The following is a 19,287-nucleotide window of genomic DNA, read 5'->3' as shown; positions in this document are numbered from 1 at the left end:
CGGCGCACCACGAACGTCCATCACATCGACAAGGGGGCAAGGATGACGAAACGAGCGAAGCTGATGATCACGGCCTGTCTGGGCTGCCTGGCCGCGATCTCCGCGCCGCCTGCCGCCGTCGCGCAGGAACAGGGCGCCAAGCCCGCGGTCACCGCGAAGAAGGCGATGGCCTCCGCCAACCACCCGCTCGTCACCAGGGCGATGGTGGAGGTGATGCGCAAGGGCGGCAATGCGATGGATGCGGCGCTGGTCGGCGTGATCATCCAGCCGATCGTCGAGCCGCAGATGACGACGCTCGCCGGCGGCATGTCGATCCTCTATTATGAGGCGAAGACCGGCAAATATTATTATCTCGATGCCGAACTCAACAAGACGAAGAAGGGCGCGCCCAATTCGCCGGGCTGGATCGCCTATACCTCGAACGAGAAGGTCGTCGCGGAAACCTCGGGCGTCCGCATCGGCGTGCCCGGCACCGTCGCCGGGCTGAAGGCCGCCGCGGACCGCTTCGGTACCTTGCCATGGGCGGATTATTTCAAACCCGCGATCGGCATCGCCGAAAACGGCTTCCCGATGTACAGCTTCCTCTATGGCGAGATGGCGGAGGCGGCGATGGGCCGGCTTTCCGCCTATCCTTCGGGCCGCGAGGAATTCCTGCCCAACGGCTATGTGCCCCCGGTCGGCACCATCGTCACCCGGCCGCGCCTCGCCGCGACGATGAAGCGCATCGGCGCCGAGGGGCCGGATTATATCTACAAGGGCGAATGGGCGCGCAAATTCGTGGCGGAGGCGCAGCGCACCGGCGGCCAGATCAGCATGGACGATCTCGCCAGCTACGCGGTGCGCTGGGAGGAGCCGACGCGCTCCACCTTCCGCGGGCATGACATCATCAGCGCGCCGCCGCCGTCGACCGCGGGCACATTGATCTCGATGATCCTCAACATCATCGAGCCCTGGGATCTGAACGCGCAGCCGCATTATGCGCAGTCCGCGGAGAGCTTCAACCGGATGCGCCGGACCTTCGCCTTCGCGGAGAACGCCACCGACAGCTATGTGAAGGATCCGCTGTCGTTCGACGTGCCGCTGCAGACGCTTCTCTCCAAGGAATATGCGGCGATGATGCGGACGTTGATCGAGGGCAGCGCCGCCAAGCCGCTCCCCGCCGCCAGCGCCGCCGCGCCGATGCCGGGGATGGAGCTGGCCGCGACGCCCGCCGACCTGAAGGACCAGCGCTCGACCGACACGGACCATCTCGTCGCGGTCGATGCGGAGGGCAACATGGTCTCCGTCACCCACACCGTCTACGGCAGCACCTTCGCCACCGGCCAGGTGGTGGATGGCATCGCGATGAACACCGGCAATCCCTTTCCGGGCACGGGCACCGGCGCCGGCCGGCGGGTGATCTCGCCCTTCCCGCCGACGATCGTCGCGAAGGACGGCAAGCCCAGGCTGGTGATCGGATCGCCCGGCCTCTCCTCGCGCGCGGTGGCGCTGACGCTGATCAACTATCTCGGCTATGGCATGACGCTGGAGCAGGCGGTCGACGCGCCGCGCTTCCAGGGCTCGCAGATCGATCTGCCCGCGACGATCGAGACCCGCGTGACGCAGCAGACGCGCGACGATCTCGCGCGCACCTATGGCGTCGTCGTCAAGCCGACCACGCCCTATAACTGGCACTTCGGATCGATCCACGCGATCGAGCGGACCGCGGATGGCGGGCTGTCCGGCGTCGCCGATCCGCGCCGGTCCGGGCTGGCGGCGGGCTTCTGACGATGCGGCGCAGCCTTGCCGCACTGCTGGCGCTGGCCTGCGTTGCCGCCACTCCGGCGCGCGCGCAGGCCGTCCCCGGCTCGGCCGATGCCCGGCTCGATGCGTTGCTCGACGCCGAATGGACGTGGCGGACCAACGAATTGCTGCTCGATCCGGAAGGGTCGAACCGTCCGGTCACCGGCATGCCGCATGTCGATGCCGCCAGCCAGCAGCGCCGCCGCGCCTATTGGAGCGCGGCGCTGGCCAAGCTCGATGCGATCCCGGCCGATCAATTGTCCAACGAGGCGTCGATCAACGCGGCGGTCTTCCGCACCGCGCTGACCGCCTATGTGAACCAGATCCGGTTCGGCGAATATGAGGAGGCGTTCGGCTTCTGGACGTGGCTGGCGCCGCGCCAGGGCTTCGCCAAGGCCGAGGATTATCGCAACTATCTCGGCCGCCTGCGGGATATGCCGCGCTATGTCGACGAGCAGATCGTCAACATGCGCGCCGGGCTGAAGCGTGGCTTCATGCCCGCGAAGCCGGCGGTCGCCGGCCGCGACAGGACGGTCGAGCCGCTCGCCAGCACCGTCATGGAGCAGAACCCCTTCTACACCGCCTTCGCGCAGATGCCGGGCAGCATCCCGCCCGCCGAGCAGGAAAGGCTGCGCGCCGAGGCGCGGACGGTGATCGCGGGCCGGGTGGCGCCGGCCTATGCGAAGCTGCTGGTCTTCCTGCGCACCGACTATATGCCGCGCGCGCGGGACGATATCGCCGCGGAAAGCCTGCCCGACGGCAAGGCCTATTATGCCGCCAAGGTGAAGGAGTTCACCACGCTCGACCTGACGCCGGAGCAGATCCACGCGATCGGCCTCAAGGAGGTCGCGCGCATCGATGCCGACATGCAGGCGACGATGAAGGCGTCGGGCTGGAAGGGCGATTTCGCCGGCTTCCTCCACTTCCTCAAGACGGACCCGCAATTCACCGCGAAAACGCCCTATCAACTCCTCGCCCACGCCGCCTACATCGCCAACAAGGCGAACGGGAAGCTCAACGAGACGATCGGGCTGCTGCCGCGCTATCGCTTCACCATCCTGCCGACCCCCGCCAACATCGCGCCGTTCAGCACCGGCGGCGGCGGCGGGCTCGATAGCTGCGTGATGAACACCTACAATCTGCCGGCGCGGCCGCTCTACACGATCAACCCGCTGACCTTGCACGAATGCGTGCCCGGCCACAGCCTGCAGGCGGCGCTGGCGCTGGAGGGCCCCAACCGCCCGCCGATCCGCCGGACCACCTATTTCTCCGGCTATGGCGAGGGGTGGGGGCTCTATACCGAATGGCTCGGCATCGGCTGGGGCATCTATGAGACCCCTTACGAGGAATTCGGCCGCGAAACCTATGAGATGTGGCGCGCCGCGCGGCTGGTGATCGATACCGGCATCCACCACATGGGCTGGAGCCGCCAGCAGGCGCTCGACTATCTCTCCAGCCACACCGCGCTCTCCGACCATGAGGTGACGATCGAGGTCGATCGCTACATCAAGGATGCCGGGCAGGCGCTCGCCTACAAGCTGGGCGAGATGACCATCCGCCGCAAGCGCGCCGAGGCGGAGGCGAAACTGGGCGAGCGGTTCGACCAGCGCTGGTTCCATGATGTCGTCCTCGGCCTCGGCTCGGTGCCGCTGCCGGTGCTCGAACAGCAGATCGACCTGTGGATCGCGGGCGGGGGCAAGAACCCCAACGCGGCGCCGGAACGCTGAGATGCGCATGAAACGGCTTGCCGCGCCGCCGCGGCGGCGGCCACAAGCCGCTCCCAGACGAATGAAGCACAGGGGAAACAGTCCGATGGTCGCCACCCGCATCCTTGCCGCGCTGCTCGCGCTTTCGGCCGCGCCCACCGCCGCGCTCGCCCAGACCGCCGACGCGCAACTGCGCGCGATCTACGAGGCGGAATGGGCGTGGCGGCAGAACGAGTTCGCCCGGCTGGAGGATGACGAGGCGTGGACCGCGACCGCCGACCACCTGCCCAGGGTGGATGCGAAGAGCGAGGAAGCGCGCATTGCCTATTGGACGCGCACGCTCGCCGCGCTGGACAAGGTGCCGGTCGACCAGCTTTCGGCGGAAGAGAAGGTCAATTACGCGGTCTATCGCACCAGCATCGCCGCCTTCGTCGCCGACGGGCCCTATCGCGTGTGGGAAATGCCGTTCAATGCCGACAGCAATTTCTGGTCGGGCATCGAGCCGCGCGGCAGCTTCCGCACCGCCGACGAATATCGCCGCTATCTCGGCCGCCTGCGCGATCTTCCGCGCTATTTCGGCGAGCATATCGCGAACATGCGCGCCGGGCTGAAGCGCGGCTTCAGCGTGCCCCGGGCGACGCTCGTCGGCCGTGACGCCTCGATCGCCGCCTATGTTACCGCGGATCCGGCGCAGAGCCCGTTCTACAAGGTGTTCGCCACCCTGCCGGGCACGATCCCCGCCGCCGACCAGGAAAAGCTGCGCGCCGAAGCGCGCACGATCATCGCCGAACAGGTCGTGCCCGCCTACAAGCTGCTGCTGGCCTTCTATCGCGACGAGTATCTCGCGAAGACGCGCACCACGCTTGCCGCGGAAAAGATGCCGGATGGTGTCGCCTTCTATCAGGCGCAGATCCGGCAATACACCACGCTGGACCTGACCGCGGTGCAGATCCACCAGATCGGCCTCAAGGAAGTCGCGCGGATCACCGCGGAAATGGAGCAGGTGAAGGCCAAGACCGGGTTTGCCGGCACGCTCGACCAGTTCAAGACCTTCCTGCGCACCGATCCGCAATTCTACGCCAAGACGCCGGACGAGTTGATGGGCGTTTCCGCCTATGTCGCCAAGCGCGCGGACGGCGCGCTGAAGGACACGATCGGGCTGCTGCCGCGCTATCGCTTCACCATCCGCCCGGTGCCGGATTCGATCGCGCCCTTCTACACCGCGGGCCGCGGCGGGCTCGAAAGCTGCCTGATGAACACCTATGACCTGCCGTCGCGCTCGCTCTACCAGATCCCGGCGCTGACCCTGCACGAATGCGTGCCCGGCCACAGCTTCCAGGCGGCGCTCGCGCTGGAAGGCCCCAACCGGCCGGATTTCCGCAAGCAGACCTATTTCTCGGGCTATGGCGAGGGGTGGGGGCTCTACACCGAATGGCTGGGCACGGTGATGGGCATCTATCGCACGCCCTATGAGGATTTCGGCCGCCTCTCCTACGAGATGTGGCGCGCCTGCCGGCTCGTGATCGACACCGGCATCCACCATTATGGCTGGAGCCGCGAGAAGGCGATCGCCTATCTGCTCGATCACACCGCGCTCTCCCGCCACGAGGTGGAGACCGAGGTCGATCGCTACATCAGCTGGCCGGGCCAGGCGCTCGCCTACAAGCTGGGCGAGATGACGATCCGCCGCAAGCGCGCCGATGCCGAGGCGAAGCTGGGCGCCGATTTCGACCAGCGCTGGTTCCATGACCTGATCCTGGGGCTCGGCTCCGTCCCGCTGCCCGTGCTGGAAGAGAAGATCGACGACTGGATCGCGGGCGGCGGCAAGAACCCCAACGCCGCCTGAACCCATCGCACTCAATCCCATCGAAATCGAGGATCGCAGCCCATGCGTTTGATTGTCCTGTCCCTTGCCGCCGCCCTTCTCGCCTCGTCCGCCACGGCGCCGGTGCTTGCCCAGGATGCCGCGAAATCGCCGGCGGCCGAGAACGGCAAGGACAAGCCGGACGCGGACAGCGCGCTCGCCAGCGCGGTCGAGGATGCCCAGCCCAAGCGCGGCAGCGTTACCATCAATGGTCGCACCATCGCCTACACCGTCACCCCCGGCACGCTGACGATCCGCAACGATGAGGGCGAACCGGTCGGCAGCATGTTCTATACCGCCTATGTCGCTGACCGGGCGAAGGGCGCCGCGCCGCGCGCGATCACCTTCATGTTCAACGGCGGGCCGGGCTCGTCGACGATGTGGCTGCACATGGGCTCCTTCGGCCCGGTGCGCGTCGATACGCCGACGACGGACGTCGCCGCCAATCCGCCCTTCCGCATCGTCGACAATCATCAGTCGATCCTCGACAGGACCGACATCGTCTTCATCGACGCGATGAGCACCGGCCTGTCGCGCCCGCTCGGCAAGGCGAAGCAGACCGACTTCTTCGGGGTGGATCAGGATATCGACGCCTTCACCAAGGCGATCCAGCGCTACCTCACGATCAACAGCCGCTGGGATTCGCCCAAGTTCATCCTGGGCGAAAGCTATGGCACGCTACGCGGCGCCGGCCTCGTCCACAGCCTTCAGGCGAAGGGCGTGCAGATGAACGGCATCATCCTGCTCTCCTCGATCCTCAACTACGGCATCCGTCAGCCCGGCTTCGACCAGATCTTCGTCACCTATCTGCCGAGCTATGCCGCGACTGCCTGGTATCACAACCGCCTCGCCAACCGCCCGGCCGCGCTGGAGCCGTGGCTGACCGAGGTGCGGAACTGGGCGCGCGGCCCCTATCTGCAGGCGCTGGCGCGCGGCGACGATCTCAACGACGCGGAGCGCAATGCCATCGCCGCGCAGATGAGCGCCTATACCGGCCTGTCGCCCGACTTCCTCCTCCGCAACGATCTGCGCGTCGATCTCGCGCGGTTCCGCAAGGAATTGATGCGCGATCGCCGCCGCACCGTCGGCCGCCTCGATTCGCGCTTTATCGGCATCGACGTCGATGCCGCGGGCAACGGCCCGGAATATGATGCGGCCGATACGGCGATCAGCGGCGCCTATATCGGCGCGCTCAACACCTATTTGTTCGGCACGCTGGGCTACAGGACGCCGCTCACCTACCGCCCCAATTTCTACAGCGGCATCCGCGGCAACTGGGATCAGAAGCACAAGGCGCCTGACGGCAGCAACCAGGGCCTCGCCGCGACCTCGTTCGATCTCAGCCAGGCGATGCGCCAGAACCCGCGCCTGAAGGTGCTGTCGCTCAACGGCTATTATGACATGGCGACGCCCTTCTTCGGCGCCGAATATGATCTGAAGCACATGCAGCTCGATCCCGCGCTGCGGCAGAATCTCACGTTCAGATATTATGAGTCCGGCCACATGATCTACATCCACCCGGATTCGATGTCGGCGCTCAAGCGCGATCTCGACGCCTTCTACGATTCGGCGATGTAGGGCGCCGCGTCAGGCGGCGTTTCGCGCCGCGACCAGATCGAGCGCCACGTCGACGATCATGTCCTCCTGGCCGCCGACCATCCGGCGGCGGCCGAGCTCGACGAGGATCTGGCGGGTGTCGAGGCCATGGTCGGCCGCGGCCTTTTCGGCATGGCGCAGGAAGCTGGAATAGACGCCGGCATAGCCCAGGCTCAGCGTCTCGCGATCGACGCGCACCGGCCGGTCCTGCAGCGGTCGCACCAGCGTTTCGGCGGCGTCCATCAGCTTGAACAGGTCGGTGCCGTGGTTCCAGCCCTTGCGGTCGGCGGCGGCGACGAAGACCTCGAGCGGTGCGTTGCCGGCGCCCGCGCCCATGCCGGCAAGGCTTGCGTCGATGCGGATCGCGCCGGCCTGCACGCCGACGATCGAATTGGCGACGCCGAGCGAGAGGTTGTGGTGCGCATGGATGCCGCGCTCGGTTTCGGGCTTGAGCACGCGGTCATAGGCTTCCAGCCGCTCGCGATAACCATCCATGTCGAGCGCGCCGCCGCTGTCGGTGACGTAGACGCAGTGGGCGCCATAATCCTCCATCCGCTTCGCCTGCGCGGCGAGCGCATCGGGCGCGATCATGTGGCTCATCATCAGGAAGCCGGCGACATCCATGCCGAGGTCGCGCGCCGCCATGATGTGCTGGCGCGCGATATCCGCCTCGGTGCAATGCGTCGCGACGCGCACCGAGCGGACGCCGAGCGCATGGGCGTGCTTCAGATCCTCGATCGTGCCGATGCCGGGGATCAGCAAGGTGGTGAGCACGGCATGGTCCAGCACGTCCGCGACGGCCTCGATCCATTCCCAGTCGGTGTGCGCGCTGAAGCCATAGTTGAACGAGGAGCCGTTGAGCCCGTCGCCATGCGATACCTCGATCGCGTCGACCCTCGCCTCGTCGAGCGCGCGGGCGATCGCGCGGACATGATCGATGCCATAGCGGTGGCGGATCGCGTGCATGCCGTCGCGCAAGGTCACGTCCTGCAGATAGAGCTTCCGGTCCATCATGCTGCCTCCCGTACCAGCCGCCGCGCGGCGATCTTCTCCGCGGTCGCCAGCGCCGCCGAGGTCATGATGTCGAGATTGCCGGCGTAGGCGGGCAGATAATGCGCCGCGCCCTCGACCTCGAGGAACACCGTGGTCTTGATCCCCTCGAACGTGCCGAGGCCGGGGATGGCGACCGGATCGTTGGAGCCGAAGCGTTCGAACTGCACCTGCTGCTTCAGCCGATAGCCCGGCACATAGCCGCGGACGCGCGCGACCATCGCCTCCACCGCCGCAGCGATCGCCGCCTCGTCGGCGCCGTTCGAGAGGGTGAACACGGTGTCGCGCATCATCATCGGCGGTTCGGCGGGGTTGAGTATGATGATCGCCTTGCCCCTGGCGGCACCCCCCACCTGCTCGATCGCGCGCGCGGTGGTTTCGGTGAACTCGTCGATGTTCGCGCGCGTGCCGGGGCCGGCCGAGCGCGAGGCGATCGAGGCGACGATCTCGGCATAATGCACCGTCGCGACCGAGGCGACCGCCGCGACGATCGGGATCGTCGCCTGCCCGCCGCAGGTCACCATGTTGACGTTGGATGCTTCGAGATGCGCGTCGCCATTGACGACGGGAATGACATAGGGGCCGATCGCCGCCGGGGTCAGGTCGATCATCACCTTGCCCGCGCCCGTCACCGCCGCGCTGTGCCCGGCATGCGCGCCCGCGGAGGTGGCGTCGAAGACGACGCCGATCTCGGGCCATACCGCGAGCGCTTCGAGCCCCGCTATCCCCGCGTGCGTGGTGGCGACGCCCATCCGCGCGGCGCGCGCCAACCCGTCCGACGCGGGGTCGATCCCGGCCATCGCCGCCATCTCTAGCACGTCGGACCGGCGCATGATCTTGATCATCAGATCGGTGCCGATGTTGCCCGATCCGATGATCGCGGCTTTCATTTTATGTTTGCTCACGGCGTCCCCTCGGGCGTTGCAAATCGAGGGGCGCGGCGTAAGATATGTATGACTGTCATACAAGAGGAATTGCGGAATGAGCGCAGGCACGAAGATCGGCATGATCGGATTCGGGGCGATCGGGCAGGAGATCGCGCAGGCGCTGGGCCGGCTGGGGGAGGACGCGCGCCTCGTCGGCACGCTGGTCCGCAGCGGCCGCGCGGCGCCGGCGGCGGTCGGGACGGTGGCGCAACTTATCGCGGCGCGGCCGGTGGTGGTGATCGAATGCGCCGGGCATCAGGCGGTGCGTGAGTATGTGCCGGCGCTGCTGGAGGCGGGCATCGATTGCATCGTCTCGTCGATCGGCGCGCTGGCGGATACCGAACTCGCCGCCGAACTGCTCGCCGCCGAGGCGCGGGGCGGGGGGCGGCTGCTGCTGCCCGCGGGCGCCATCGCCGGGCTCGACGGGCTGGTCGCGGCCGCGCTCGCCGGCATCGATCGCGTCACCTATACCTCCCACAAGCCGCCCCACGCCTGGCGCGGGACGCCCGCCGAGGCGCTGATCGATCTCGACGCGCCGGCGGCGGAGCAGATCTTCTTCGAGGGCAGTGCGCGCGAGGCGGCGGCGACCTATCCGAAGAACGCCAATGTCTCGGTCGCGGTCGGGCTCGCCGGCATCGGCATCGATCGTACGCGCGTGCGGCTGGTTTCCAGCCGCGCGGTGGCGGACCCGCTGGGGGTGATCGAGGCGGAGGGCGCGTTCGGACGCTTCCGCTTCGAGATTCTTGCGCTCGCCTCGCCCGGCAATCCCAAGACCTCGGCGCTGACCGGATACAGCCTGTTGCAATGCGCGCGGCTGGGTGGGGCATGGCCGGTATCCGCGCTGATCGGCGCGTAACTGGCGCTTCACCGGCGCGGTTCCCCATATGATTGTGTGACAGGGAACCCTATCTCCGGGCGTCGGTAGCTGGTATGCGTTCGCAACAAGGAGCGAGAGACGTGAACATCGAAGATCTGCGCATCGTCGCGAACCCGACGCTCGTGCGCGAACATGCCGTCGACAAGATCCGCACCGCGATCGCGACCGGGCTTTACTTGCCGGGCGCGCGACTGGTCGAGCGCGAACTGTGCGAGGCGCTCGGCGTCAGCCGCACGTCGGTGCGCGAGGCGCTGCGCCAGCTTCAGTCCGAGGGGCTGATCGAGCCCGGCCCGCGCCGCACGATCATGGTCGCGGTGCTCAGCGCCGAGGACGCGGCGGACATCTATACGTTGCGCGAACTGATCGAGACGACGGCGATCCGCCGCCTGGTCGAGCGGAACGATGCCAAGGTCGTGAGGCGCCTCCAGTCCGCCTATCGCGCGATCGAGAAATATGCCGGCAAGGGCAATCTGCCCGCGCTCTCCGAAATGGCCGGCGCGTTCTACGAAGAAATCCTCGACGGCTCGGGCAGCCGGATTATCAGCGACAGCGGTCGCCAGCTTCTGAAGCGCGTCTCCTATCTGCGCCTGACCTCGATGTCGGCACCGGATCGCGTCGAAAAGGGCGTGGCCGAATGGAGCGCGATCGTCGATGCGGTGATCAAGGGCGATGCCGATGCCGCCGCCGCGGCGCTGGGGCAGCACATCCGCAATGCGCGCGACACGCTGGTCGCCCGGCTCAGCGCGACGGGCGAAAGGGAAGCCGCCCATCCTGCCTGATCATTTCTGTATGACTTTATGATTGTCATACAAAGTTTCGTTGCCTACCGTCCTGCCCATGGGACAGGACAAAGCGACGCGTGACCGCGTCTTGATCATTGGCGCGGGACCGGTGGGTTCGGTCCTCGCGCTTGCGCTGCGCCGGCAGGGCGTGCCGATCCTGCTGATCGACCAGCTGGCGGCTCCGGAACGCGATTGCCGTGCGGCATCCTGCCATCCGCCGACGATCGCGATCCTCGAAGAGCTCGGGCTGCTCGAGGCGGGGCTGGAGCAGGGGCTCGTCTCGCCGGTGTTCCATTATCTCGATCGCGTCACCGGGGAGCGCGTGGGGCGCTTCGCGCTGCCCGAAATGCAGCAGCCGCCGGCGCACGCCTATGTGCTGCAGTGGGAACAGTACAAGATCGCCGACACGGTCGAGGCCATGCTGAACGCCGACGACGGCGCCCGGATCGAGCGCAGCACGAAGCTGCTCGGCATCGCGCAGGACGAAGACGGCGTCGCCGCGATCGTCGAGCGCGCCGATGGCTCCACCGACCGGCTGGACGCCGCCTATCTCGTCGGCTGCGACGGCGGCCGCAGCACCGTGCGCAAGCTTTCCGGGATCGGGTTCGACGGCTTCACCTGGCCCGAACGCTTCATCAAGATCGACACGCGGCACGATTTCACCGCGCTCGGGCCGAAGATCAGCAATCGCAACTATTTCTCCGACCCGGAGGAATGGATGAACCTGTTCAAGGCGCGCGGCGAGGATGGGTCCGGCATGTGGCGCGCGGTGAGCCCCACGCTTCCCGAGCAGACCGATGACGCGCTGCTCTCGCCCGCGGCGATCGAGGCGCGGCTGCAGAAATTCTGCCCGAAGCCCGGCAGCTATGAGGTCGTCACCGTCGCGCTCTACAACGTCCACCAGCGCATCGCCGAGACGTTCAACAAGGGCCGCGTGCTGCTCGCGGGCGATGCCGCCCACGTCAACAACCCGGTCGGCGGCATGGGCATGAACGGCGGCATCCATGATGCGATGAACCTGGCCGCCAAGCTGGGTGACATCCTGTTGCGCGGCGCCGAAGCGCTGCCCTTGCTCGATCGCTACACCCGCCAGCGCCGCAAGGGGCAGGTGGATGGCGTGCAGGCGCAGAGCATCGCCAACAAGCAGACGCTTGGGGAGAAGGATCCCGTCGTCCGCGCCGCCAAGCTCGCCGAGATCCGCCGCGCCTCGGAAACGCCGGACCTGCACGACGCCTTCATCCGCCGGAGCTGCATGATCGACAGCTTCGCCGCCGCCAACGCCATCGAATAGGGAGAAGAAGATGAACGTCGCCCGCCATGCCCGCCCGGCCGAGATCGCCGATTGGAGCCTGGAGCAGATCATGGACCGCCATGTCGCGCGGTTCGAGGATCGCGTGCCCGACTGGAACGCCTTTTCCGACGCCAGCATCGAAGGCTATCGCCGCGCCCAGCACCGCTTCATCGGCGCCGGCGCCTCGGGCAAGCATGATGATGGTGCAGTGGTGCCCGCGGGCAATTTCACGCTGTCGATCATGCTGGTGCCGCCGGGGCAGGGCAACGCCCCGCACACGCACGAGGTTGAGGAGGTGTTCTTCATCCTCCAGGGGCGCTGCACCGTCTTCGTCGAGGATGAGGCGGGACATCGCCTGTCGCGCGAACTGGGGCCTTGGGAACTGATGTCCTGCCCCGCGGGCGTCATCCACGGCTATCAGAACGATACGGACGAACCCTGCTATCTGCAGGTCGTGCTCGGTCGCGGGCGGCCGGAGGTCGCCGGCTTCGCGGACGATGCGCTGTTCGAGAAGCGCGAGGCGCATCTGTCGTAGCGAACTGCACGGCTTCCCCTTGTCCGGCGCCGCGGTGCCTTCGGTCGGTCATCCCGATCGGCTTCGATCCGGATAATCAGCATTTTTAGATATGCCGCTCGTCCGGGCTTGCGCCCATCTTGTCTCGCGTTGCGTTGTGGCGGCATGCAGCTCTCGATTCATGCGCATCTCGAATATGCGTTCGCCGATCCCACCGATCTCCTCCTTCAGCTGGAAGCAGCGCCGCTGCCAGAGCAAAGCGTTGAAAACGCCACGCTGGAACTGACACCGTGCGAGCATACCGCACGGGTGCCGGCGCATGACGGCATCGGCGAGCGGCTGTGGCTGCGCGCGCATGGCCGGCTCCAGGTCGACTACCGCGCGACCGTCGTCATCCACCGCATCCTCGCCGACTGTTCGACATTGGCGCGCATCGAGCCGCATCGCCTGCCCGGGGAAACGGTGCAGTATCTGTTCGCGTCGCGCTATTGTCCCTCGGACCAGTTCGAAAGCTTCGTCCATGCGACGTTCGGTGAGCTGAGCGGGGGCGCGCAGGTGATCGCGATGCGCGACTGGATCCACGACCATCTCAGCTATGTCCCGGGATCGAGCAATGCGGCAACCACCGCGGCCGATACCTTTATCGCCCGCCACGGCATCTGCCGCGATTATGCGCATCTGCTGATTACCTTCGCGCGCGCTGCCGGTGTCCCCGCACGCTTCGCCAGCGTCTACGCCGACGGCGTCGAGCCGCCCGACTTTCACGCGGTCGCCGAGGTGTTTCTCGGCGGCGAATGGCATCTGCTCGACGCCACGGGCATGGCGCGCGAGGGGGCCATGGCGAAGATCGGGGTCGGGCGCGACGCTGCCGACGTTGCCTTTCTCACGGCGTTCGGTGAAGCAACGATGATCACGCAGGCGGTCCAGGTGGTGTCGGTGGAATGAGGGGGCGGCGGCGCGCTTGCCGTCAGCCCAGCCGCATCTCCACCCCGGCCATGCCCGTCGCCCATGTCGGCATCGCCTCATAGAACAGGCATTCGCCGCGTGCGCCGGGTACGGCCGCGGCGAGGACGATCCACGCATTCACTTCCAGCCCGCCATTGCCGGCCACGTCGAGGATCGTTGCATTGTCGCGGGCGGCCAGCGCGTCGAGGTCGCCTGCGAGCATGTCCGCCAAGAAGGCCCGGTCCCAGGGCGCGTTGACTGCGCCTTCCTGCGGCGTGCCGACCCAGTGGGACAGGCCGCCGCCCGCCAGCAGCACGACGCGCGCGCCGTCCGGCGATTGGGTCACATAATCGCGCACCAGTTCGCCCAGCCGGCGGCAATCGGCGGGGCGGGGCTCGGGGTAGAAGACGGTGTTGACGTAGAGCGGAACCGCCGGGAACCGGCGCTCGGGATCGACGATGCCGAGCGGGATCATCACGCCATGATCCGGCTGGATGGGATCGGCGCGGTCGATCGCCACACCCCGTTCCTGCGCGAACGCGAGCAACCCCTCGGCGAATCCGGGCGCGCCCGGCACCGGATCGCGCGGCAGGCCCATATCGCCGAGCGGGTGGAACGCCGCCGCGGTGCCGACCGCGAAGGGCGCCGGGGTGGTCAGCGAGAAATTGCTGAGATGGTCGCTGGTGATGATCACCAGCACGTCCGGATCGAGCGCGCGGATGCGGCGGCCGATCTCGCGCATGCCCTGGAAGACGCGCTCCGACTGTTCCTCGACCCCCGCGGGCGAACCGAGCTGGTGCGACATGGCGAAGGCGCCGACGATCTTGCCCATATTATCTCCGATCGAAGAAATGGCTGATCGCGAAGAAGGGCAGCGTGGGCCTTCCCGACCAGATCAGCCATTTGATCACGTAATTGCCGTGGACGCCGATCCGCGAAATCGCGTCGCGCGAACCGTCGCGCAGCACCGCTTGGGCAGCCTCGTCGACGCCGAAGCGCGCGAACAGCGCGCCCGGATCGGATGTCACCAGCCCACGCTCCTCCGGGTGGCGGACGAGATGCTCGATGAGCGCATGGACCCCCGCCGGCGCGGTCATGCCGCCGCGACGCCGAGGAAGCGATTGACCGCGCCGCAGAAATCGTCCGTGGCCTCGATCATCGCCCAATGCCCGCAATGCGGCACGATATAGCCCCAGCTGTTGGGCAGCAGTTCGAGGAAGCGATAGGCGCGCGGCAGGATCGACACGCCATCATCCTTGCCGTTCACCACCAGCACCGGGTGCGCGATCGTCGCCAGCCGATCCTCGTCATAGTTGAGCGTGCCCTTGCGCGTCTCGGCGTTGATCGCGGAGAGCGCGGCGCGCGCCTCGTCATTCTCGAGCAGCTGGAAGCGATACTCGACCATCTCCTCGCCGGGTTCGAAGCCCGGCGCGGTGAGCCCGCCGATCACCCTGCGCATGCCCTCGCGCGTGAAATCATAGTGGAGGTTGTGGAGCAGATGGGGCGACGGCCTGGGCGGGATCGGCAGCCCGGCGCTGCCCATCAGCACGATCTTCGAGAGCAGTTCCGGCCGGTCCAGCGCCACGCCGATCGCGCTTGCGCCGCCCATCGAATTGCCGACGATCGCGACGCCCGAAAGGTCCATCGCGTCGATGAAGCCGGCAAGGTGGCGGTTGCGCCCCGGCTGGTCATAGACATAGGCCTCGGGCGATGGCTTGTCGGTCTTGCCGAAGCCGATCATGTCGGGTGCGATCACGCGGAAATGCGGCGCGAAATGCGCGAAGCAATCCTTCCAGTTGCCCCAGCTGTCCGCGCCCGCGCCGCCGCCATGGACGAGCAGCAGCGGCGGACCCTCCCCCGCTTCGAGATAGTGGGTAAGGACGCCGTCGACGTCGATGAAATGCGATGCGATCTCCATGGCGGCGTCCCTCAGCGCAGGTCGGATTTCTGCTGGACGCCGCGGCCGTGCCGGCTGGCGAGGCGGCGCCACTGCAGGATGGTTTCGTCGGGTTCGCACAGCATCTCGTCGACCCAGCCGAAATCGTCGGCATAGAAGGGCTCGGTCACCTCGCGCGCCCAGATGTCGTCGCCGTTGAAACCGTCGAGGCCGTGCGGCTTCCAGATCGCCTCGAACGCGTTGGCGAAATCGATGCGCTCGTCGTGCGTCGTGCAGGCCTTGCCGATGGTCTGGACATAGAGGTGGCGCTCGCCGTCGAGCGGCACATACCATTCGAACTGGGTCAGCCCGCCGGTGGGAAAGCTTTCCACCTTGAGCACGCCCGGCAGCCAGATCGAGGTGCCGACCGAGGCGGATGTGCCCTTCACCTGCGCCGAACGCGGGCCGCTCACCACCACCTCGCCATCGATCACGCCGTCCCACACCGGGGTGTGCTGCGCGAAATCGTCCATCACGCCCTTGGGGCCATCCGCGTCCTCGACGACCTGGACGGCGCCGGGCAGCGGGGTGTGGCCGATCGGGAAGTTGAAGGTGCGATAGTGGCGGAGCGTCGTATCCTTGTGGATGAAGATGTGCAGCGCATCGAAGCCGTTCTCGGCACCCAGCCGCCAGTTCGAATTGACCACGCGATGCTTGCCCAGCACCATCAGATCCTCGTCGAGGAAGCCCGGCGGCACATCCTTCTTCAGCTCATGCACCGCATCCTCGTCGCCCAGGAACACGAAGATCAGCCCCTTCGCCTCCTGCACCGGATAGGTCACGATCCTGCGCCGACCGATCAGCCGGCTGTCGGGCACCGCGAGGATGTTGACCAGCTCGCCCGTCTGGAAGCGGTAGGTATAGCCATGATACCAGCAGGTGATCGTGTCCCTGGTATAGCAGTCCGGCTTGCGGGACAGCGGCACGCCGCGATGGAGGCAGCGGTCGCGCATCGCATAGACCTTGCCCTCGATGCGCTTGAGCAGCAGCTTTTCGCCGAGCAGTTCGATCACCTCGATCTGGCCCTCGTCGATCTCCTTGGAGAAGCGCACCGGATACCAGTGGTTGCGGAAGCCCATCTTCGCTTCCACATAGCCCTTCCAGTCCCCGATCATGCTGACGACGTCGGGATTGACCAGCGGCTCTTCGTTCATCGTTCTTCCTTCGGGTATCTGAATCAGCGGAAAGTGACGGAGACGGTGCCGAGCCCGGCGATCTCGGCGTGCACGGCGTCTCCGGGGGCGACCGGCCGCATCGGCCCGAGAGCGCCCGTGAGGATCAGTTCGCCGGCGCGCAGCGGCCGGCCCAGCGCGTGGCTGCGCGCGGCCAGCCAGGCGGCGGCGTTGAGCGGGTTGCCGAGGCAATCGGCGCCGCGGCCTTCGGAGACGATCGTGTCGTTGATCCGCAGCGCCATCGCGCAGCCGGAGAGATCCAGCCCGTCCAGCCGGCGCGCCGGCCCGCCGAGCACCACCGCGCCCGCCGAGGCATTGTCGGCGATGGTGTCGAGGATGCCGATCTTCCAGTCGGCGATGCGGCTGGCGACCACTTCCAGCGCCGGCACCGCATAGGCGGTCGCCGCGATCACATCGGCAACGGTCGGGTTGGGCATGTCGAGGTCGGCGCCGAGGATCAGCGCGACCTCGGCCTCGACGCGCGGCTGGCGCAGATCGGCATGGGCGAGCGCGGCATTGTCGCCATGCACCATCTCGTCGGTCAGATGGCCGAAATCGGGTTCGCCGACGCCAAGCTGGCGCTGGACCGCGGGGGAGGTGAGGCCGATCTTGCGGCCGACGATGCGCCGGCCGCCGGCGATGCGTTCCTCGATCTGCGCCAGCTGCACGCGATAGGCCTGCGCCACGTCCGCGATCCGATCGGCCACCGGCGCGATCGGCGCGCCGGCATAGGCATCGGCAAGCTGCCGCGCCACGGCACCGACCTGTTCGTCTGCGGCGATCTCAACCATGGCCTTCCCCTGTTCCTGATATGATTGTATGACAAACATTGTGCCTGCTTGTCGAGGGAGAAGTTTCGGGATGTTCCGTGCGGCGCTGCATTTTCAGGATGGCGGCTCGATCGATCTGGCAGTGGCGCCGGGGCAGACGCTGGTCGAGGCGGCGATGGCGGCGGATGCGCCGCTGCGCTCGGATTGCATGAGCGGCCGGTGCGGCGCCTGCATCGCGCGCTGTACCGAGGGGCGCGTCGCGCGCGAGACGGTGGCGCCCGCGATCGTGACGGCGGACGAGGCGGAGGCGGGGATCTACCCGACCTGTCTCACGCGGCTCGAATCGGATGCCGCCTTCGCGCTCGACTATCCGCTCGATCCGCGCCCGACCGACCCCGACCGCCACCGCGGCACGCTGGTGGCGATCGATCGGCTGGCGGCGACCGTCTCGCGGCTCGTCATCCGGCTCGACGATCCCGACCGGTTCCGCTTCCAGCCCGGCCAATATGTGCGGCTGCGCCCGCCGGGGCTGCGGGTGGCGCGCGCATATTCGATCGCTTCGGCACCGCGTGCGCTCCCCTCGATCGAGCTGCTGATTCGCCATGTTCCTGGCGGTCAGGTGAGCGGCTGGCTGGACGGTGGGGGCGCGGTGCCGGGGGCGGTGATGACGCTGCAGGGGCCGCTCGGCGGCTTCTCGCTCGATGACCGGGCGGCGCGCGCCGTGTTCGTCGCGGGCGGCACCGGCCTCGCGCCGTCGCTGGCGATGATTCGCGCGCAGGCCGGGCGGATGCCGATGCTGCTCTGCTTCGGTTGCACGCGGCGCGAGGATCTGTTCCTGCACGGGGAGCTGCGCGCGCTCGAGGCGGAGACGCCGGATCTGGAGGTGCGCATCGCGCTGATCGAGGGGGCCGCGGGCGACGTCCGGGAAGGGACGGCGGTGGCGCTGCTCGCCGGCGATCCCTGCGTGGGTGCCAGCTATCATCTCTGCGGCCCCCCGGCGATGGTCGATGCCGCGCGCGCGGTGCTGCGCGCCGAGGGGGTTCCGCCCGAACGGATCCGGGCGGAGCGCTTCGCGCTAGGCGCGTAGCCAGGCGGTTGCGCGGCGCCCCGCTTCGGCGGCGTCGCGCCCGCCGGCGAGCGCAACCGCGAACAGCAGGCGCAGCTTGCGCGCGCTGAGGTCATGCGCGCCGATCGCACCGATCGCGGCAAGGCGCGCGCCCGAATCATAGGCGGGCGCGGTGCCGCCGCCGATGCAGCCCGTCGCGATGCCCACCAGCACCCCGGCATCGCGCGCGCGCGCGATCGCGGGGACGAGCTGTGCCGGCACATTGCCGCGCCCGAACCCCTCATTCACCAGCCCGCGCACGCCGCGATCGACCAGCGCGTCGACCAGCGCCGGGCCGCTGCCCAGCCCGAGCGCCGCGATCTCGACCGCGGGCTCCGGATCCTCGATCGCGAACCCCGGCACGCGGCGGGGCATCGCGGTCAGCCGCACGCCATGATCGTCGACGCGGCCGATCGCCGCAGTGTGCGGCCCGAACGCCTCGGGGCCGCTGCTGTCGAGCTTGCGCGCGCTGCGCGCGGGCAGGATGCGGCCGCCGAAGATGATCGCGGTGCCGATGCCGCGCGCGGCGGCATCGCGCGCCACCGCCACGGCGTCATGCAGATTGGCGGGGCCGTCGCTGCCCGGTGCGGAGGCGGCACGCTGCGCACCGGTGAACAGCACCGGCGCGGTGCCGCCGTGGAAGAGTTCGTTGAGGAAGGCGACATCCTCCATCGTATCGGTGCCGTGCGCGACGACGAAGCCGTGCATGCCCTCCTGCGCCGCCGCCGCGATGGTGCGGACGATCCGCATCGCATCGGCGAACCCCATATCCTCGCTCAGCCCCGCATAAAGCTGGACCTCGCGCACGCCGTCGCGCGCGGCCGGCATCAAGGCGTCGATCAGCCCCGCCGACCCCGCGCGCCCGATGAGAACACCCGCGGCATCGGGCAGCGAGGCGATGGTACCGCCGGCATCGATCAACAGAAGGCTGGACATATCGGCTCCGCTCGCTCATGTCTGTATGACAATAA

At 67.8% G+C, this 19,287-nt stretch carries 18 protein-coding genes; 10 read left to right on the top strand and 8 right to left on the bottom strand.

Features of this window, described 5'->3' with window-relative positions:
- Positions 1–42 precede the first annotated feature (42 nt).
- From NX02_RS18260 to NX02_RS18245, 4 genes are all read left to right on the top strand, one after another.
- Positions 43–1,767: a gamma-glutamyltransferase family protein gene (locus tag NX02_RS18260; RefSeq protein WP_025293640.1), complete on the top strand. Its 1,725-nt coding sequence runs from the start codon at positions 43–45 to the stop codon at positions 1,765–1,767.
- Between the two features lie 2 nt (positions 1,768–1,769).
- On the top strand, positions 1,770–3,509 hold the full coding sequence (locus tag NX02_RS18255) for a DUF885 domain-containing protein (protein WP_211258230.1): 1,740 nt from the start codon (positions 1,770–1,772) through the stop codon (positions 3,507–3,509).
- Positions 3,510–3,594: 85 nt separating this feature from the next.
- Entirely contained in the window at positions 3,595–5,334 is a 1,740-nt protein-coding gene (locus NX02_RS18250; protein WP_211258229.1) for a DUF885 domain-containing protein, read from the top strand.
- A gap of 42 nt (positions 5,335–5,376) precedes the next feature.
- Positions 5,377–6,930, top strand: a complete 1,554-nt coding sequence (locus NX02_RS18245) for a S10 family peptidase (RefSeq protein ID WP_025293637.1) — start codon at positions 5,377–5,379, stop codon at positions 6,928–6,930.
- Positions 6,931–6,939: 9 nt separating this feature from the next.
- Here NX02_RS18245 and dmpG read toward each other — a convergent pair whose 3' ends face one another.
- Positions 6,940–7,962, bottom strand: coding sequence for a 4-hydroxy-2-oxovalerate aldolase (gene dmpG / locus NX02_RS18240; protein ID WP_039996674.1), 1,023 nt, complete (start codon positions 7,960–7,962; stop codon positions 6,940–6,942).
- Positions 7,959–8,888: an acetaldehyde dehydrogenase (acetylating) gene (locus NX02_RS18235; RefSeq protein WP_039996673.1), complete on the bottom strand. Its 930-nt coding sequence runs from the start codon at positions 8,886–8,888 to the stop codon at positions 7,959–7,961. The genes dmpG and NX02_RS18235 overlap by 4 nt, the downstream gene beginning before the upstream one ends.
- Before the next feature lie 91 nt (positions 8,889–8,979).
- On the opposite strand from NX02_RS18235, the gene NX02_RS18230 reads away from it, so the two are divergent.
- The 5 genes from NX02_RS18230 (at position 8,980) to NX02_RS18210 (ending at position 13,333) form a co-directional block, all read left to right on the top strand.
- On the top strand, positions 8,980–9,780 hold the full coding sequence (locus NX02_RS18230; RefSeq protein WP_025293634.1) for an aspartate dehydrogenase: 801 nt from the start codon (positions 8,980–8,982) through the stop codon (positions 9,778–9,780).
- Positions 9,781–9,881: 101 nt separating this feature from the next.
- Positions 9,882–10,580, top strand: a complete 699-nt coding sequence (locus NX02_RS18225) for a GntR family transcriptional regulator (protein ID WP_025293633.1) — start codon at positions 9,882–9,884, stop codon at positions 10,578–10,580.
- A 58-nt stretch (positions 10,581–10,638) separates the two neighbouring features.
- Complete coding sequence (locus tag NX02_RS18220; RefSeq protein ID WP_025293632.1) at positions 10,639–11,874, top strand: FAD-dependent oxidoreductase; 1,236 nt, start codon at positions 10,639–10,641, stop codon at positions 11,872–11,874.
- A 10-nt stretch (positions 11,875–11,884) separates the two neighbouring features.
- Positions 11,885–12,409 carry a cupin domain-containing protein gene (locus NX02_RS18215; RefSeq protein ID WP_025293631.1) on the top strand — a complete coding sequence of 175 codons (525 nt, stop codon included), beginning with the start codon at positions 11,885–11,887 and terminating at the stop codon, positions 12,407–12,409.
- A 144-nt stretch (positions 12,410–12,553) separates the two neighbouring features.
- Positions 12,554–13,333 (top strand): transglutaminase-like domain-containing protein, encoded by a 780-nt coding sequence (locus tag NX02_RS18210; RefSeq protein ID WP_025293630.1) that lies wholly within the window; start codon positions 12,554–12,556, stop codon positions 13,331–13,333.
- Between the two features lie 22 nt (positions 13,334–13,355).
- Here the strand turns inward: NX02_RS18210 and NX02_RS18205 are convergent, their stop codons facing one another.
- From NX02_RS18205 to NX02_RS18185, 5 genes are read right to left on the bottom strand one after another with little or no spacing between them, the layout of a single operon-like run.
- Positions 13,356–14,165: a DODA-type extradiol aromatic ring-opening family dioxygenase gene (locus tag NX02_RS18205; protein ID WP_025293629.1), complete on the bottom strand. Its 810-nt coding sequence runs from the start codon at positions 14,163–14,165 to the stop codon at positions 13,356–13,358.
- 1 nt (position 14,166) lies between these two features.
- Positions 14,167–14,430, bottom strand: coding sequence for a hypothetical protein (locus tag NX02_RS18200; RefSeq protein ID WP_025293628.1), 264 nt, complete (start codon positions 14,428–14,430; stop codon positions 14,167–14,169).
- Positions 14,427–15,251: an alpha/beta fold hydrolase gene (locus NX02_RS18195; protein WP_053000674.1), complete on the bottom strand. Its 825-nt coding sequence runs from the start codon at positions 15,249–15,251 to the stop codon at positions 14,427–14,429. The genes NX02_RS18200 and NX02_RS18195 overlap by 4 nt, the downstream gene beginning before the upstream one ends.
- 11 nt (positions 15,252–15,262) lie before the next feature.
- A complete protein-coding gene (locus NX02_RS18190; protein WP_025293626.1) occupies positions 15,263–16,423 on the bottom strand; it encodes a Rieske 2Fe-2S domain-containing protein in 1,161 nt (386 codons plus the stop codon).
- A 23-nt stretch (positions 16,424–16,446) separates the two neighbouring features.
- Positions 16,447–17,232, bottom strand: a complete 786-nt coding sequence (locus NX02_RS18185; protein WP_025293625.1) for a 2-keto-4-pentenoate hydratase — start codon at positions 17,230–17,232, stop codon at positions 16,447–16,449.
- Between the two features lie 70 nt (positions 17,233–17,302).
- Here NX02_RS18185 and NX02_RS18180 point away from each other — a divergent pair, with 70 nt between their 5' ends.
- Entirely contained in the window at positions 17,303–18,298 is a 996-nt protein-coding gene (locus tag NX02_RS18180) for an FAD-binding oxidoreductase (RefSeq protein WP_025293624.1), read from the top strand.
- Here the strand turns inward: NX02_RS18180 and NX02_RS18175 are convergent.
- Positions 18,287–19,252: an asparaginase gene (locus NX02_RS18175; protein ID WP_025293623.1), complete on the bottom strand. Its 966-nt coding sequence runs from the start codon at positions 19,250–19,252 to the stop codon at positions 18,287–18,289. The two genes, NX02_RS18180 and NX02_RS18175, sit on opposite strands and share 12 nt — an antisense overlap.
- Positions 19,253–19,287: the final 35 nt, after the last annotated feature.

The sequence above is a fragment of the Sphingomonas sanxanigenens DSM 19645 = NX02 genome (assembly GCF_000512205.2).
Classification (GTDB): Bacteria; Pseudomonadota; Alphaproteobacteria; order Sphingomonadales; family Sphingomonadaceae; genus Sphingomonas_D; species Sphingomonas_D sanxanigenens.
The sequence above is the reverse complement of the archived record's forward strand: the minus strand, read 5'-3'. Positions and strand labels throughout refer to the sequence as shown.